General features: G+C 60.4%; 19 protein-coding genes. 10 read left to right on the top strand and 9 right to left on the bottom strand.

What is annotated here, in order from left to right:
* Positions 1 to 181 precede the first annotated feature (181 nt).
* From JZX89_RS07625 to hmuQ, 6 genes are all read right to left on the bottom strand, one after another.
* Positions 182 to 958 (bottom strand): YbaY family lipoprotein, encoded by a 777-nt coding sequence (locus tag JZX89_RS07625; protein WP_207133706.1) that lies wholly within the window; start codon positions 956 to 958, stop codon positions 182 to 184.
* 83 nt (positions 959 to 1,041) lie between these two features.
* Entirely contained in the window at positions 1,042 to 1,284 is a 243-nt protein-coding gene (locus tag JZX89_RS07630; RefSeq protein ID WP_174373217.1) for a helix-turn-helix domain-containing protein, read from the bottom strand.
* A 9-nt stretch (positions 1,285 to 1,293) separates the two neighbouring features.
* Complete coding sequence (locus JZX89_RS07635) at positions 1,294 to 1,833, bottom strand: DUF2975 domain-containing protein (protein ID WP_149899860.1); 540 nt, start codon at positions 1,831 to 1,833, stop codon at positions 1,294 to 1,296.
* A 141-nt stretch (positions 1,834 to 1,974) separates the two neighbouring features.
* Positions 1,975 to 2,361, bottom strand: coding sequence for a hypothetical protein (locus tag JZX89_RS07640; protein ID WP_236776570.1), 387 nt, complete (start codon positions 2,359 to 2,361; stop codon positions 1,975 to 1,977).
* Positions 2,362 to 2,554: 193 nt separating this feature from the next.
* Positions 2,555 to 3,079: a heme utilization cystosolic carrier protein HutX gene (gene hutX, locus JZX89_RS07645; protein ID WP_149899861.1), complete on the bottom strand. Its 525-nt coding sequence runs from the start codon at positions 3,077 to 3,079 to the stop codon at positions 2,555 to 2,557.
* Positions 3,080 to 3,089: 10 nt separating this feature from the next.
* Positions 3,090 to 3,437 (bottom strand): heme-degrading protein HmuQ, encoded by a 348-nt coding sequence (hmuQ, locus tag JZX89_RS07650; protein ID WP_149899862.1) that lies wholly within the window; start codon positions 3,435 to 3,437, stop codon positions 3,090 to 3,092.
* 196 nt (positions 3,438 to 3,633) lie between these two features.
* Between hmuQ and JZX89_RS07655 the strand changes: the two genes are divergently transcribed.
* From JZX89_RS07655 to JZX89_RS07665, 3 genes are read left to right on the top strand one after another with little or no spacing between them, the layout of a single operon-like run.
* On the top strand, positions 3,634 to 4,527 hold the full coding sequence (locus JZX89_RS07655; protein WP_207133707.1) for a heme/hemin ABC transporter substrate-binding protein: 894 nt from the start codon (positions 3,634 to 3,636) through the stop codon (positions 4,525 to 4,527).
* Complete coding sequence (locus JZX89_RS07660; protein WP_207133708.1) at positions 4,524 to 5,612, top strand: FecCD family ABC transporter permease; 1,089 nt, start codon at positions 4,524 to 4,526, stop codon at positions 5,610 to 5,612. The genes JZX89_RS07655 and JZX89_RS07660 overlap by 4 nt, the downstream gene beginning before the upstream one ends.
* Positions 5,609 to 6,391: a heme ABC transporter ATP-binding protein gene (locus JZX89_RS07665; RefSeq protein ID WP_149899865.1), complete on the top strand. Its 783-nt coding sequence runs from the start codon at positions 5,609 to 5,611 to the stop codon at positions 6,389 to 6,391. The genes JZX89_RS07660 and JZX89_RS07665 overlap by 4 nt, the downstream gene beginning before the upstream one ends.
* An 11-nt stretch (positions 6,392 to 6,402) precedes the next feature.
* Here JZX89_RS07665 and JZX89_RS07670 read toward each other — a convergent pair whose 3' ends face one another.
* Positions 6,403 to 6,759, bottom strand: a complete 357-nt coding sequence (locus JZX89_RS07670; protein WP_207133709.1) for a YbaN family protein — start codon at positions 6,757 to 6,759, stop codon at positions 6,403 to 6,405.
* A gap of 253 nt (positions 6,760 to 7,012) precedes the next feature.
* Here JZX89_RS07670 and JZX89_RS07675 point away from each other — a divergent pair, with 253 nt between their 5' ends.
* From JZX89_RS07675 to JZX89_RS07695, 5 genes are all read left to right on the top strand, one after another.
* On the top strand, positions 7,013 to 7,408 hold the full coding sequence (locus JZX89_RS07675) for a VOC family protein (RefSeq protein ID WP_149899867.1): 396 nt from the start codon (positions 7,013 to 7,015) through the stop codon (positions 7,406 to 7,408).
* 30 nt (positions 7,409 to 7,438) lie between these two features.
* Positions 7,439 to 8,152: a uracil-DNA glycosylase gene (gene ung, locus JZX89_RS07680; protein ID WP_207133710.1), complete on the top strand. Its 714-nt coding sequence runs from the start codon at positions 7,439 to 7,441 to the stop codon at positions 8,150 to 8,152.
* Between the two features lie 70 nt (positions 8,153 to 8,222).
* A complete protein-coding gene (locus JZX89_RS07685; protein ID WP_207133711.1) occupies positions 8,223 to 9,299 on the top strand; it encodes a DUF2218 domain-containing protein in 1,077 nt (358 codons plus the stop codon).
* Positions 9,300 to 9,463: 164 nt separating this feature from the next.
* Positions 9,464 to 10,408 (top strand): VOC family protein, encoded by a 945-nt coding sequence (locus tag JZX89_RS07690; RefSeq protein ID WP_207133712.1) that lies wholly within the window; start codon positions 9,464 to 9,466, stop codon positions 10,406 to 10,408.
* A gap of 256 nt (positions 10,409 to 10,664) precedes the next feature.
* Positions 10,665 to 11,279: an alpha/beta hydrolase gene (locus JZX89_RS07695; protein WP_207133713.1), complete on the top strand. Its 615-nt coding sequence runs from the start codon at positions 10,665 to 10,667 to the stop codon at positions 11,277 to 11,279.
* Positions 11,280 to 11,352: 73 nt separating this feature from the next.
* Here JZX89_RS07695 and JZX89_RS07700 read toward each other — a convergent pair whose 3' ends face one another.
* A complete protein-coding gene (locus JZX89_RS07700) occupies positions 11,353 to 11,937 on the bottom strand; it encodes a transglycosylase SLT domain-containing protein (RefSeq protein WP_153516481.1) in 585 nt (194 codons plus the stop codon).
* A 673-nt stretch (positions 11,938 to 12,610) separates the two neighbouring features.
* Here JZX89_RS07700 and JZX89_RS07705 point away from each other — a divergent pair.
* Complete coding sequence (locus JZX89_RS07705) at positions 12,611 to 13,144, top strand: transglutaminase-like cysteine peptidase (protein WP_207133714.1); 534 nt, start codon at positions 12,611 to 12,613, stop codon at positions 13,142 to 13,144.
* 54 nt (positions 13,145 to 13,198) lie between these two features.
* On the opposite strand, the gene JZX89_RS07710 is transcribed toward JZX89_RS07705, so the two are convergent.
* Positions 13,199 to 14,086, bottom strand: a complete 888-nt coding sequence (locus JZX89_RS07710) for a DMT family transporter (protein WP_207133715.1) — start codon at positions 14,084 to 14,086, stop codon at positions 13,199 to 13,201.
* Between the two features lie 241 nt (positions 14,087 to 14,327).
* Here JZX89_RS07710 and JZX89_RS07715 point away from each other — a divergent pair, with 241 nt between their 5' ends.
* The gene (locus JZX89_RS07715) at positions 14,328 to 15,626 is read left to right on the top strand and encodes an adenylosuccinate synthase (RefSeq protein ID WP_207133716.1); all 1,299 of its coding nucleotides are present in this window, start codon (positions 14,328 to 14,330) and stop codon (positions 15,624 to 15,626) included.
* The last annotated feature ends 56 nt before the right edge of the window (positions 15,627 to 15,682 follow it).

Here is a 15,682-nt window from a genome sequence, read left to right on the forward strand (position 1 = left end):
CCGGCATGAACCGGCGCTGTTTGGCGCGTTCCATAACGCAGCTTGGCGGCAGAGCAAAGCGCCAAGACGAACGCAGCCAAAGTCATAAAACGGGAAAGGCACCCGCGCCGTGCCGGAAGCGACATGGAATGTTCCACGGCCAGCACGGCGGCGGGCGCTTGCGACAGGGTGGTTACCGGCTTCAGGCGCGGCGCAGGCGCATGGCCGGGCGGCCGCGGCCGTCAATCAGCTCCAGCGTGCCGCGGCGCGGCTCCAGCCGGAAGGAGCGCGCGCCCTCCAGCGCTTCGATGAACTGCCGTTCCTGGCGCATGATATCCGGGGCGCAGGCCATCTGGGTGGAAATCATCCGGCCGAAATCGACGCGGTTGCGGCTGATTTTCACTTCGCCGCCGATGCCGTTGCAGCCGACATTGGCTGACACGCGGCCCTCGCGGGAAATTTCCAGCGTCGCCTCACGGCGGCCGCGAACCCGCTCGCCACGGATGTCCTGCACCAGCCAGCGCCCATCGATACCGGCTTCCGGCTCCGGCCTGCCCGGATTTGCCCCAACGCGTTCCAGCACGAGATCGGTATCGTCACGGCCGCCGGTCAGCACGGAATAACGGCGGGTGGTGGTGAAAAGCAGCCGGTCGCGGTCACGGATTTCGGCGCTCAGCGCATAGGAGCGGCGGGCGCGGATATCGCGGTCGTCATACCGCAGCACGAAGGGCACCGGCACCTGTCCGCGCGGGCGGATGGTGGTTTCAGCAATCGTCTGCGATGGCGCATCCGCCAGCGAAACGTCGATCAGGCGCACGGTCACGGTCACGCCCGGCGGCAGAGCGATGCGCTCACGATAGGAAACGCTGCCGCGCAGGCTTGCCGGTGCGGCCGCCGCACCGCTCGCCGCAAAAAGCGGGGCGAGCGCGAGAAGCCCGGCAAAACTGCGGCGCGAAAGAAGAGGCTGGCGGTCGTTCATGGTGCTTGCTCCGTTCGAATTTCAGCGGATGATAGAAAACGGCACTGAACGGGCGATGAACCAAAGGTGTCTGTTCGCGTGCTTCAGGCTTCGTCCTCGGTATCTTCCGCCAGGGCAAGAGCGTCCCGCCTGTATTCGAGAAGGTCGCCGGGCTGGCAATCCAGCGCTTGGCAAATGTTTTCCAGGGTCTCGAAGCGCACGCCTTTTGCTCTGCCGGATTTCAGGATCGACAGGTTCTGTTCCGTGATGCCGATACGGGCTGCGAGTTCCTTCGAGCGCATTTTCCGTTTTGCAAGCATGACATCCAGATTGACGATAATCGGCACGGGCGTTTCCTAGATGAATTCACGGTTTTCGTCAGCGATGCGCGCCGCTTCTCCAAGCACCCAGCCCACCACAATCAGCAGACCGCCGGCAAAGCCCGCAAGCATTTGCGTGCTCTCGAAAGAAAAGGAGATGCTCGGCACCGGATTGCCCATCGTCAGGAGGAAGGACGCCAACCCGGTCATGATGATCTGCGCCGGCAGGAGTGCTGTGAGGGCAACCCCGATATGGATCAGTCTCTTGCCCGAGGCCTGCGTGAATATCTCGCCTCTTTCGAAGAGGCGGAAAAGATGGGTGGCGAACCACAGGCCCCCGAGTGCTGCCAGAAGCGGCAGAAGCCCGATGACGAAACCGGAAAAGCGAACGAAGTCCGTCAGCAGGTAAGGGGTGGCGGGCGGCAGGATCTGCTTTTCGATCACCTCCCGCAGGCTTTCCGTATCCGTCCACATGGCGGCATAGCTGGCGATGAGGAGGCTCGCGAGAAGGAAGGCGAGGCATATCAGCATACGGCTGACACGCGCTATGCGGTGGCTGACGGAGGGGTCGGTCATCAGGTGATCCCGTGGTTCCTGTTCCTCCAATTCATGTAGGGCGATAAATTTATAACGTCAATCGAGGTCGCACCCTGCGCCGAAATCCTGTTACGCATGCTGGAGGGTTGCACCCTCTCCCGCCAGCATGCTTGGTTAGGCCTATCGAGCTTGCATGTCGATATTGGTGATCTGGCCCCGGCCGTTGAGGCTGAGTGACCAGAGCATCTGGCCCTTTTCGAAGGTAACCTTGAATTTATGGAGATCGCCCGCTTCGGTCGTCTCTTTTCCAAGGTACTGCACAGCCGTCACTTTGCCACGGCGTTTCAGGTCTCCGGAAACCGCGCCCGCATTGGCCCTGACGTCGGCGACGATATCGTCTTCGAAGCGCGAAAGGTTGAGGCTGCCGCTACGCGCTTCTTCAAGAACGGTCCGCAAGGTGCGTTCCGCCGCAGCGGGGTCCTGACCACCCGCTGCCTGGGCGGGAACCAACAAAATGCAGGCTTGCAGCAGGGCGCTCGCCACAGCGATGGCAAGTAATTTCTTCATTATCGAAATTCCTTTGTACAAATGACGACCGGCTCGGCCGACGACGGCCAATCTCGATCAGGAATATCGATTTTGCAATATTTTTTATCGTAAAACGATAATTAATTGCTCTATGTCATTGTTTCGTTCGTTGCTGATCACCAGCGGACCGCGAGAGAGGCCACCCCGTTACCGTGGCGGCCTCCCAGAAGCCTCAACCGCGAAAACCGTCCCGCAGCGTTTCGAACTTCGCCAACTGCTCGGCCCGCAATTCCTTGTTTTCGTCGCGGCGGACGAAAATCTTGAACATGGCGCTGCCGGCGGCATTCATGAACCAGACGGAACAGGAGCGGCGGCCGTGAAAACCGCGATCGACGAAGGTGATCGTGGCGCAATTGTCCTTCTTGATGTGACCGCCGATCGGGCTGTCGCCGTGGATGTTGAACCAGCCATGGCTTTCCGTGCCTTCTGGCAGGTGGCCGGGCACTTCAAACACGATATCGCCGGTCTGCACGATCATCAGGACTTCGCCCCAGCCGCGCATCTCGTTCCAGATCGCGTCGAACTGATCAGCGGCAGCGGAAACGGCCGCACCTTGCGGCAGGATCGCCAGAATTTCGGCCGGCGTTACCTCGGCCTTGGCGGCGATGGCTTCGACGATGCCGTCAGGCTTTTCGGCAAGGGCGGCGGCGGCGCGGGCCTGCCTGTCGTCGTCGGTCTTTTGGGCTGCAATGCTCATCGGGCGGGTCTCAGGCGGCAATCGAACGGCGTTCGCCATTCTTGTCTTCATGGATGATGACGTCGAAACCTTCGAAATGCGGGCCGGAAAGATATTCGACCTTGCCGCGGTTTTCGCCGGCCTTGGCGTGGGCAGCGCGGAACTGTTCGGACTTCGTCCAGGCAAGGAAATCGTCCTTGGTGGCCCAGAGCGTGTGCGAGGCATAGAGCGTGTGGTCGTCCGCCTTCGGGCCTTTCAGCATGTGGAATTCGATATAGCCCGGCAATTCGCTCAGGTGCGATTTGCGCTCGCGCCAGATGGATTCGAAGGTTTCTTCGTAACCCGGTACGACGCGAAAACGGTTCATTGCGATAAACATGGAATTCTCCCTTTAAGTTTCCTGTTTCAGTCAGGATATCCAGCCGCGGCGACGTTGGGAAGAGGCTCACGACAAAGCGAACAAAATTACTCCACTTATTGATTGCGCGGCTCATAAACATGTGCAAATAACTCAAGTTAAATGGTGCGGGCAAAGCCGCGCCCGCCCGTGTTTGGTCGTGTTTCAGGATAACGCCATGTTGAATTTTCGCCTTCGCCCGCTTGTTTTCGCCGCCCTTGTGCCCGCCGCAATCGCCTTTGCCGCGCCGGCTGCCACGGCTTCGGACAAGGGTAATCCGGAGGCGAAACGTATTGTTGCGGTGGGCGGAACGGTGACGGAAATCCTCTATGCGCTGGGTGCGCAGGACCGTATCGTGGCGCGCGACAGCACCAGTAGCTATCCGGCTGATGCGCTCTCCAAGCCTGACATCGGCTATATGCGGGCGCTGTCGTCGGAAGGCATTCTGTCGCAGAAACCGGATCTCATCCTCTCCGAGGACGGCTCCGGCCCGGCGGATGTCGTTGCTATTCTCAAGGCCAGTGCGGTGCCTTTCGTCACCGTCGATACGCCGCCAAGCGGCGATGCGATACCGAAGAAGATCGAGGATATCGGCGCGGCCGTGGGGCTTTCTGACAAGGCTAAGGCGCTGGCTGCTGAAACCAAAGCCGGGCTCGATGCGCTTGCCAAGGATGTTTCGACTGTCTCTGAAAAGAACAGGAAGCGCGTTCTTTTCGTGCTCTCCAGCGCCGGCGGCCGCGTCATGGCGGCGGGCAAGGATACGGAAGCCGCGGCGATCATCGAAATGGCCGGCGGCATCAATGCCGCTCAGGAAATCAGCGGTTACAAGCCGCTGACGGATGAGGCGGTCATTGCCGCCGCACCCGATGTGGTGCTGACGATGGCGCGCGGCGACCACGCCGCCAAGGCGGCCGAGATTTTTGCGCTGCCCGCCTTCCAGTCCACGCCGGCCGCCGCTGCAAAGGCGCTGATCAGCATGGACGGGCTTTACCTCATCGGTTTTGGTCCGCGCACGCCGGCTGCCGGCCGTGAGCTGGCAGCCAAGCTTTACCCGGAGACGGTAAAGCCGTGAGCCTTGCCGCCTTGAGTTCCGCTGAGGGCAGGGTTGCCGGCGACAGATCCCGGCAGGGGGTCGTCACGCTTGCCGTGCTTGTCGGCATCCTGCTGTTTGCCTGTGGTGTGTCGCTTGTCAGCGGCCCGACGGGCGTCGGCATTTCTGAACTCTTCGCCTATCTTACCGGCGGTGCGGCTGAGCTCGACGCCCGTGACAAAATCATTCTCGAAGCGGTGCGCCTGCCACGCACGGCGCTCGGCATGTTGATCGGCGCGGGGCTTGGCGTCTCCGGTGCGATGATGCAGGGCCTGTTCCGCAATCCGTTGGCTGATCCCGGCATTGTCGGCGTCACCTCGGGTGCCGCGCTGTTTGCGGTTGCCGCCATTTCTCTCGGGGAAGGTGCGCTTGCCACGGTCGCTGTGTTTTTCGGCCCGCATTTTCTGCCGCTGATGGCGTTTTTCGGTGGGCTCCTGAACACCTGGGTGCTTTATCTGATCGCTACGAAGGACGGCGCCACCTCCACCACCACGCTTATTCTGGCAGGTATTGCTGTTGCGGCAATCAGCGGTGCACTGACCGGGCTGATGATCTTCATGGCCGATGATCGGGCGTTGCGCGACATCACCTTCTGGTCGCTCGGTTCGCTCGGCGGGGCGACGCCCGCCAAGGTGCTCGCCACCTTGCCGTTCATCATCGTCGTGCTTGCCATCATTCCCTTCGTCGCACGCGGGCTGGATGCGCTGATTCTGGGTGATGCCGCTGCCTTCCACATGGGCATTCCGGTGCAGCGGCTGAAGCGGATCGTCATCCTGGCGGTTGCCGCCGCCTGCGGGGCGAGTGTGGTGGCGGCTGGCTCCATCGGTTTTGTCGGCATCGTCGTGCCGCATCTGTTGCGGCTTGCCATTGGTCCTTCACATCGCTTCCTGCTGCCGGCCTCGGCGCTGGGTGGTGCCGCATTGCTGCTTTTGGCCGATAGTTTCGCCCGAACGGTGGCGGCACCGGCGGAATTGCCCATCGGCGTCGTCACGGCGCTGATCGGCGCGCCGGTCTTCCTGTTCCTGCTGCTTGGGCGCGGCGGCTTTTCCATGCGGAACGCGTCATGATCCGGGCCGAAAACATCACCCTCATCCGCTCCGGTCGCCGCTTGCTGGACGACGTCAGCGTCGACCTGAAACCGGGCAAGGTCAATGTCATCATCGGCCCAAACGGTGCGGGTAAATCCACGCTGATGAAGGTTCTGTGCGGTGAGCTGCCTCCAGAGCATGGTTCGGTTACCTATAACGACATCGCCCTGCCGCTGTTCAAGCCGGTGCAGCTTGCCCGCCTGCGCGCCGTGCTGCCGCAGAATACCCAACTTGCCTTTCCTTTCACCGCGTTTGAAATCGTGCGCATGGGGGCGGTGGCGCAAGGCTCGCGTGCACCGGATGAACAGGCCCGCCGGGCGCTTGCCAAGGCCGGGTTGAGGGGTTTCGAGCAGCGCTCCTACAACATGCTGTCGGGCGGCGAGCAGCAGCGGGTGCAATTTGCACGCGCCTTGGCACAGGTGCCTTTTCCGGTGGAAAACGGCGAGGTGCGGGCGCTGTTTCTCGATGAGCCGACGGCAAGCCTCGATATCGGCCACCAGATCGCAGTCCTGGAAACGGCTCGCGATTTCGCAGCCGGTGGCGGTCTGGTGCTGGCCATCCTGCATGATCTTAACCTCGCGGCGGAATTTGCCGATCAACTTATCGTCATGCATGGCGGTCAGGTGACGGCGAGCGGTCCCTCGCTCGACACGATCAGCGATGAGACGATTGCAAGGGTCTATGGTATTGGCGGCGTCGTCGGCCGGTTGCCGGCGCGGCATATTCCTTACGTTCTGCCGCAGTCGCGGCATCGCTAGGAGAAAACCGCTCAGCTTTCCGGGCGGGTGGCGATGAAGAGCGCCGAACCGAGCATGACGGCACCGACGATCACCGCGCGCAGAAGCGGCGGGTCGCTCAGGAACCAGAAGGCAGCGTAACTCACCGTCATGGCCGAAAGCGCGGCGATCTTGGCCTTGCGGGCAATTGCGCCGCGTTCGCGCCAACGCCGAAGCGAAGGGCCGAATCTGGGGTGGCTGAGAAGCCATGCCTCGAGCCTGGGCGAAGAGCGGGAAAAACACCAGAGCGCCAGAAGCAGAAACGGCGTGGTGGGCAAAACGGGAAGAAACGCGCCGACAATGCCGGTCGCGACCATAAGCCAGCCAAGACAGAGGTACAGAAGGCGCATGGCTATGCCGGTATCATGACTTATCTACTCATGATAGAGCGGGTGTGAGAAAACCGCGAGCCTTGTTGCCGCAGGCCCCTCGCCAGACCGGGAAAACCGGCGGTTTTTGCCATCACATTTGGCGTGATCGAACCGTTACGCGCCGTCGCAGGTCGCCTTTAGGGTTGAAAGCGCGACGCTCAGTCTTTATCCCCTTGGGCCGCGATGTCCGGAGCATAACCGGACCACCACGGGTTAAGAAGAAGGAAACACCATGGCCAAGCTGATCCACTCGATGGTCCGGGTGCTGGACGAAAAGCGTTCGGTGGAATTTTACAAACAGGCTTTCGGGCTTGAGATTGCGGAACGCGCCGAGTTCGAGAATTTCACGCTGATTTATCTCAGCAATGCCGAGGGCGATTTCGAGCTGGAGCTGACCGTCAACCGGGCGCGCGAAGTGCCCTATGCGCTGGGTGATGGTTACGGCCATCTCGCCGTCAGCGTTGCCGATGTGGATGCGGAGCATCAGCGCTTCACCGAGATCGGCCTGTCTCCCGGCAAGATCATTGAGGCCGAACACAAGGGCCAGCCTTTCGCGAAATACTTTTTCATCTGCGACCCGGATGGTTACAAGATCGAGGTATTGCAGCGCGGCAACCGGTTCAAATAGGTTAGAGAAAAGATCATGGGAGAGGCGGGCATGGCAGAGGCAGGCGTCAAACTTGGGGATAGCTGGAAACGCGTTCTTTCCGCCGAATTCGCCAGCCCCTACATGCTCAAGCTGAAAGACTTCCTGCTTGCCGAAAAAACTGCCGGCAAGCGCATCTTTCCCAAGGGCGCCGAATATTTCCGGGCGCTAGATCTGACGCCGCTGGATGAAGTGAAGGTCGTCATTCTGGGGCAGGACCCCTATCACGGGCTGGGCCAGGCGCATGGCCTGTGTTTTTCGGTTCAGCCCGGCGTGCGCATTCCGCCGTCGCTCGTCAATATCTATAAGGAATTGCAGGCCGATCTCGGCATCCGCCCGGTCGGCCACGGTTTTCTTGAGAGTTGGGCGAAACAGGGCGTGCTTCTGCTCAACAGCGTGCTGACGGTGGAAGAATCCCGCGCCGCCTCACATCAGGGGCAAGGCTGGGAGAAGTTCACCGACGCCGTCATCCGCGCCGTCAATGACGAATGCGACCATGTGGTGTTCCTGCTCTGGGGTTCCTATGCCCAGAAAAAGGCGGCCTTCGTGGACCAGAAAAAACATCTGGTGCTGCGCTCTCCGCACCCTTCGCCGCTTTCGGCCCATAACGGCTTTTTCGGCAATGGTCATTTTTCCAAGGCGAATGCCTTTCTCGTCTCCCACGGTCGCCAGCCGATCGACTGGCAGTTGCCGGAAACGGCGGGAAGCGATAAAAACCTTCTTTAGATACTCATAAATACCTTTACGCTTTGCGGTTGTCGGGATTAAAGATAACCGGACTATAAAGTGAAGGATTATGCCCGTGTCTCTCCTGTCTGCAGAAACCTCCGTCTCGCTGCCCGATCCGCTGTCGATCGTTGACGCTTTCGAAGATCATTTTTCCGAGCATATGGAGATGGAGCGAGAGGGGCCGACGGTGCGCTTCAAGACCGAATATGGCCATGGCAGCTTCAGCGCCGAAGGTGGCCGTTTTGCCGCGCGGGTCAGTTGCATTTCCGAACATATCCTGATGTCGGTGAAGGCCATGGTGGCCGAGCATATTGTCGAGTTTTCCGGCGAAACGGGGCTGGATTTCCGCTGGAGCGGCCATGGGGCCTATCAGCGTGAATTGCCCAATCTCTTCATCGGCAGGGTTGCCCGCGCCTATAACCTCACGCCGCATATGCGCCGGCTGGTGGTATCGGTTGAAAGCGGTATCGAAAGACTTGTGACCGGCGGCATGCATGTGCGCCTGCTTCTGGTGCCCGATCAGGCCCGGGCACCGGTCTGGCCCTATCTCGCACCCACCGGCGCCATCGTCTGGCCGGCCGGCGACGATCTTCTGATGCGGCGCGTTTATACCATCCGTTCCGGCGATATTGGTCGCGGCGAGGTGGATATCGATTTCGTCATGCATGAGGGTGATGACATGCCGGGCGCAACCTTCGGCGCGACGGCAAAGCCGGGTGATGTTCTCGGCATCATCGGCCCGAGCGGCACTTGCCCGGAAGCGGAGCATTACGTCTTTGCCGGTGACGAAACGGCGCTGCCGGTGATGCTGCGCATGGCAGCCGAAATGCCTGTCGGCAAGACGCTCAGCGTCTACGCCGAAATTGACGACGAGGCCGAGCGGCAGGAGATTGTCTGCGCCGCCAATGTTGAATGGACATGGCTTTATCGTCGCGGCAAGCCTGCCGGCACCTCCGGCCTCATCGAAAAGGCGCTGCGCGACCACGCCTGGAGTGCGGACCACGAGGGCCTGCATGTCTTCGTCGCCTGCGAAAAATCCGAGGCGAGGGCGGCAAAATCTTTCCTGACCGACGAGATCGCTTTCCCGAAGGCGTCGCTGCGCTCTGTCGGTTACTGGACCATGGGCGCTGCCGACGATCATTGATGTCGCCCTGCGCGACAGATTGAACAGTCGATTTTATTGTTCACCGATCGGGAACAATCCGTTCCTGTTGCGGGTCTATGCCTGACGCAGCTCTTACCCCATCTTTACGCCATGAACAAAGCGGGCCCGATTGCGAGGCCTGCCAAGGCGAAAAGGGGTTTATCATGCTCAACCAGATCAAGGGCCTGCACCACGTCACATCAATGGCGGCCAGTGCGCGCGAGAATAATGGCTTTTTCACCGATACGCTCGGCCTGCGCCGGGTGAAGAAGACCGTCAATTTCGACGCGCCTGACGTCTATCACCTCTATTATGGCGATGAACTCGGCACGCCCGGCTCCGTCATGACCTATTTCCCGTTCCCGCATATTGCCCGTGGCCGTCCCGGCACCGGCGAAGTGGGCTCGACGCTGTTTTCCGTTCCGGAAGGCTCGCTCGGCTACTGGCAGGAGCGTCTTTCGAAGGCCGGCGTGGATGGCCTGAAGGCCGATGAAGCCTTCGGCAACAAACGTCTGCATTTTGCCGGCCCTGACGGAGACGGTTTTGCGCTGGTCGAGGTCAGAGATGATGCCCGCGCACAATGGACCGGTAACGGCGTTGGCGAAGATCAGGCGATCCATGGTTTTCAGGGTGCCTCCTTGCGTCTTCGCGATGAAGGGGCGACCGCCGAGCTGTTGAAATTCATGGGATATCAGGAAGTGGACCGTCAGGACGGCGTTTTGCGTCTGGGCATTCCGGGCGGCAATGGTGCTGATGTCATCGACATCGAAACCATGCCGAATATCTCCGGCGCACGGCTGGGTGCAGGGTCCGTACACCACATCGCCTTTGCGGTTGAAAACCGGGCGACGCAGCTGGAAGTGCGCAAGGCGCTGATGGATACGGGTTATCAGGTGACGCCTGTCATCGACCGCGATTATTTCTGGGCGATCTATTTCCGCACCCCCGGCGGTGTGCTGTTTGAGGTGGCCACCAACGAACCCGGTTTCGACCGCGACGAGGACACCGCTCATCTCGGCGAGGCGCTGAAGCTGCCGAGCCAGCATGCGCATCTGCGCGCCCAGCTGGAAAAGCAGCTGGAGCCGCTGGGTGATGAGAAGGCGGTTTAATCCGCTCGATTGCGCTTGGCACGACGTTCCCGTGTATTTCTTCTCCCCGAGGGGGAGAAGGTGGCCCGAAGGGTCGGATGAGGGGGCAACGCCGGCGATAGATCGAGAGCTTGCCCCCCCATCCTGCTGCCGCGACCTTCTCCCCGGCGAGGAGAAGAAACAAGCGGCGCTCGCTCGCTCAACATGATTGCTCCGCCTGGCTGAAAAAAGCCGCGGGGTATCGCTGAACCTCTTCCTTCCAGAAAGGATTTTTCCCATGACCAAGGACACCTATTTCCACAAATCCCGCGCTGGTGCGGCCAGCGCGCCGCTTTTCCTCGTGCTGCATGGCACGGGTGGCGATGAGAACCAGTTCTTTGATTTCGGCGCACGGCTATTGCCGCAGGCCACCGTCCTCTCACCCGTCGGCGATGTGTCCGAACATGGCGCGGCGCGTTTCTTCCGGCGCACGGGCGAGGGCATTTACGACCTGGCCGATCTTGCCCGCGCAACGGTGAAGATGGCCGATTTCGTCAAGGCGAACCGTGAGCATTACCAGTCCGGGCCAATCATCGGTCTCGGCTTTTCCAACGGCGCGAATATTCTCGCCAATGTGCTGATCGAACAGCCCGAGCTTTTCGATGCGGCGGTGCTGATGCATCCGCTGATCCCGTTCGAGCCTAAGATTTCTCAGGCCAAATCGTCACGCCGGGTGCTGATCACGGCGGGAGAGCGCGATCCGATCTGCCCGGTACCGCTGACGACAGCGCTGGAACGGAGCCTTCAGGCGCAGGGTGGAACCGTGGGAACGGTATGGCATCCGGGCGGGCATGAAATCCGCTCCAGCGAGATCGATGCTGTGCGGGAATTTCTGGCGGTTTACGGGGAGTAACACTTGCACTATCGGCGTTTTACGCCGGGTGGGGGGCTTCGGCTCCACATCAGCGAGCCTCTTCTCACCAGCCTCAGCGATACCCGCATTGCTGCAATTGCGCCTCGTAACGCAGTGCCATGTTGGCGGAGCGGCGGGCGGCCTTCTGGACGGCGGAATTGTTGCGCCAGCTGCCCTTGGCATAACCGGCATGGCCGGAATAATAGGCGAGGTAGAGATTATAGGGGTCGTTCAGCGAAATGCCGTTTTCGCGGCGGCTTTTGGCGTGATACCAGCCGACGAAGTGGATGGCATCGGTGAAATCGGTGCGGCTTGCTCCCCGGCGGCCGGTTTCACGCTGGTAGACACTCCATGTGCCATCCAGCGCCTGGGCATAACCATAAGCGCTGGACTGGCGCGTCCAGGGAATGAAGCCCAGGAGCTTGGTGCGCGGCGGCCGCGCATAGGGGCGGAAGGCGGATTCGGTATAGATCGTCGCCATCATGACAGGCACGGGCACGCCGAACTCCCGTTCAGCCGCTTTCGCATCGCGTCGCCAGTTGTTGAAGATGCCGTTTCGCTGCTCGAAAATCGCACAGGCATTGGTGACCTGCGACGGTGCGGTGGCGCAGCCGGCAAGAACGAGCATCAAAAAAACTACGGCCAATACGCCACGCATAACGGAACCCTTTCGTTCCGCTATTCTTAAATTGCTAACCATTAACGTCGGGTTTTAAGACAAGGTTAATTCAAATGCTGCCGATCAAGGACCTGTTAACCCGCTGAAAATTCCTGTGTCCGGGATGGGGCGAAAACGTGCGTTGCGCTTCTGCCGCGCGCCTTTTTTGGGATGCATTTATCCCCGCGCGTCCCCGTCTCGGCCGATCAGGCTATAATCGCCTCATCCCGATCATTGAGCGTGCGCGCGGCGCAAGATGGGCGGGGCAGGCGGCCAAAACCGGGGAGTTTCCCGATGTCACGGTTGAGGCGGCCGGCATATGTCCATCCTCCAAACAGGAACCGGTTTGGCGGGCGGCGTATATGTTGAGACCGGGGCCGCATCGCCTGCAAACCCTCAACCATCCGTTCAATACCCCGCAGCGATGCGGCCCATTTATCGCCTCTCAACACTGCTTCCGAATTGGGGCGGTGATATCGGCGCATATTTGGATAAAAAGCGATCGCTGTACAAAAATGAAAATCGATAAAATTGTAGCAATCGGCTTAAAGCGGTCGAAAACAGTCGTGTGCCATTGTGGGATCACAGACGGAGAGCGCCTTTGAAAAGAGACGCTTCCAAAAACAGAAATCGAGACCGGCACAAGCCGGCGGATCGCCAAACGGGGTATGAAATGTTGAAGAAGATTATTGCTGCTGCCATCTGCGGAATTGTCGTTGCTTCCATGTCCACCCATGCCGATGCGGCGGGTGCTGCCGGTTTTGCCCGTGGTTTTGCCGCCGTCGAAAAGAGTGCGGTAACGCAGATCGGTGTTTCGGCTCCCGGCGGTTTCGATGGCTGCGTTCTTGCCGCCGGCCAGTGTGTTTCGACGATTGCCGCGCCGCTCAACGGCGAGCGCCGTGATGAGCTGCTGCGCGTCAATCGCGATGTGAACGCCACCATGGGTGCGCTCGATGATTATTTTTCCGGTTTCGCAACCGATGTCCCGGCAACGCCTTCGTTGAGCCTTGGCGATTGTGGTGATTGCGCCGCCATCAAGCGCACGGCCCTTGCCGGTGCCGGCTGGTCTTCGAGCGCACTGCGCCTTGCCTTTTCGCTGAACAATGACGGATCGCTCGAAAAAGTACTGATCGTTACCACCGACAAGGGCGACATTGTTCTCGGCAATGCCCACTTCTCTCCTGCTGAGCGCGAAACCGCGCTTTAAGCCCATTTTTTCATGCCTGCCAGACTGCGCCGGTTTCTCCTGATCCTGTTTGGATCAGGGAGCCGGCGATTTTTTTCGTTCGGCCACAGCAATGCCGGCCAGCGCCATGACGAGTGCTGCGATCTGGTAGGTGTGCAGGGTTTCGCTGAGGACGACAACTGACAGCAATGTCCCGAAGACCGGCACGAGGTTGATGAAGAGGCCGGCGCGGTTCGCGCCGATCTGTTCTACACCCTTGATGTACAGGATCTGCGCGATGAGTGACGCAAAAATGGCGGCATAGACCACCAGCACCCAGCCCTTCTGATCCGGCCAGACGACGTTGTCTCGCGACATTTCCCAGAAGACCAGCGGCACGGAGGTGAGCAGCGCGAAAAAGGCGGGGATGGCCATCAGCGTGCGCCAGTCGACGGTGGGTTTCCAGCGCAGGATGACGGTGTAGATGGCATAGACCAGCACGGCCAGCAGCATGATGGCGTCGCCCGCATTCATTTCCAGTTGCAGCAGCGAGACCGGATCGCCATGCGAGGCGAGCAGCGCTACGCCTGATATGGTGAGGCAGAAGCCGACGATCTGACCGAACAGCACGCGGGTGCGGAACAGGATGAAGTTCAGGACGAAAATGACCATGGGAATGCCGGCCTGGATGACGGCGGCATTGATGGCCGAGGTGTGCTGCAGGGCCGTGTAGAGAAAAACGTTGAAGGCGGTGTAACCGACGCTGCCGAGCACGAAAAAATAGGGCAGGCGCTTTTTCACCACCGGCCAGTCCTTGATCAGCTGCGGCACGGAAATGGCGAAGATGATGGCGACGGCGAAGACCCAGCGCAGGAAGGTGAAGGCCATGGGGCTGATGTGGCCGACGGCCAGTTTGCCGGCAACGGTGTTGCCGCCCCAGCAGAGCGTGGCGATGATGAGGGCGATGTAGGCTTTGGAGGGCACGCTGATGTTTCGCTTCTTCACGGGGCGGGATAACGGCTAAGGGGTGAATGGCGGTCTTGCGCCCGCGCTTGCCCCCCACGGGGCGAGATAATGCGGGAAATCCGCGCCTTGTCACGGAAAAAGCAAAATTCTCCATAAGAAACAGGGTCGCTTTCCGTAAAACAACACAGTATACATTCGCGGGTTTGGGTTTCCCATCGGGTTATCGGGCGCGCAAGCGCCATGAGCAGGAAAGCAAGAAATGACGAATGTTGTGGTGGTCGGCTCGCAATGGGGCGACGAAGGCAAAGGCAAGATTGTCGACTGGCTGTCCGAGCGGGCAGATGTCGTCGTGCGGTATCAGGGCGGCCATAATGCCGGTCATACGCTTGTCATCGATGGCATCAGCTACAAGCTTTCGCTTCTGCCGTCCGGCGTCGTGCGTCCCGGCAAGCTCGCCGTCATCGGTAACGGCGTCGTGGTCGATCCGCATGCGCTGATTGCTGAAATCGGCCGTCTGGAAGTGCAGGGCGTCAAGGTCACGCCGGAAAACCTGCGTATCGCCGACAATGCCACCCTCATTCTTTCGCTGCACCGCGAACTGGACGGCATGCGGGAAGACGCCGCCTCCAACAGCGGCACCAAGATCGGCACCACGCGTCGCGGCATCGGCCCGGCTTACGAAGACAAGGTCGGCCGTCGCGCCATCCGCGTCATGGATCTGGCCGACATGGAGGCGCTTTCCGCCAAGGTCGATCGCATTCTCACGCATCACAACGCGCTTCGTCGCGGTTTCGGCGCTGCCGAAGTTGCGCATGAAACCATCATGGAAGAGCTTGGCTCGATTGCCGAGCGCATCCTGCCGTTCAGCGAAACCGTCTGGCTGCTGCTCGACAAGAAGCGCCGCGCCGGTGCACGCATTCTGTTCGAAGGCGCTCAAGGGTCGCTGCTCGATATCGACCACGGCACATATCCTTATGTGACCTCGTCCAACACTGTTGCCGGCCAGGCCGCTGCCGGTTCGGGCATGGGTCCGGGTTCGCTGGGTTACATTCTCGGCATCACCAAGGCTTACACCACCCGCGTTGGCGAAGGCCCATTCCCGACCGAGCTGAATGACGAAATCGGCCAGTTCCTGGGCGAAAAGGGCCATGAATTCGGCACCGTCACCGGCCGCAAGCGCCGCTGCGGCTGGTTTGACGCGGCACTGGTGCGCCAGTCGGTCGCCACCAACGGCATTACCGGCATCGCGCTCACCAAGCTTGACGTGCTTGACGGTCTCGATGAGCTGAAAATCTGCGTCGGCTACAAGCTCGACGGGCAGGAAATCGACCATCTTCCGGCAAGCCAGGGCGCGCAGACGCGGGTCGAGCCGATCTACATCACGCTGGAAGGCTGGAAAGAATCGACCGTCGGTGCCCGAAAATGGGCGGATTTGCCTGCTCAGGCAATCAAATATGTCCGTCAGGTCGAGGAATTGATCGGAGCGCCTGTCGCACTCCTGTCGACAAGTCCGGAGCGTGACGACACCATACTTGTGACTGATCCGTTTGAGGATTAATGTCCTCGGCGATCTAGATTCATAAACCATATCGGGCCGGTACGTCGCCGGCCGCG

Source organism: Agrobacterium burrii, from assembly GCF_017313405.1.
Classification (GTDB): domain Bacteria; phylum Pseudomonadota; class Alphaproteobacteria; order Rhizobiales; family Rhizobiaceae; genus Agrobacterium; species Agrobacterium burrii.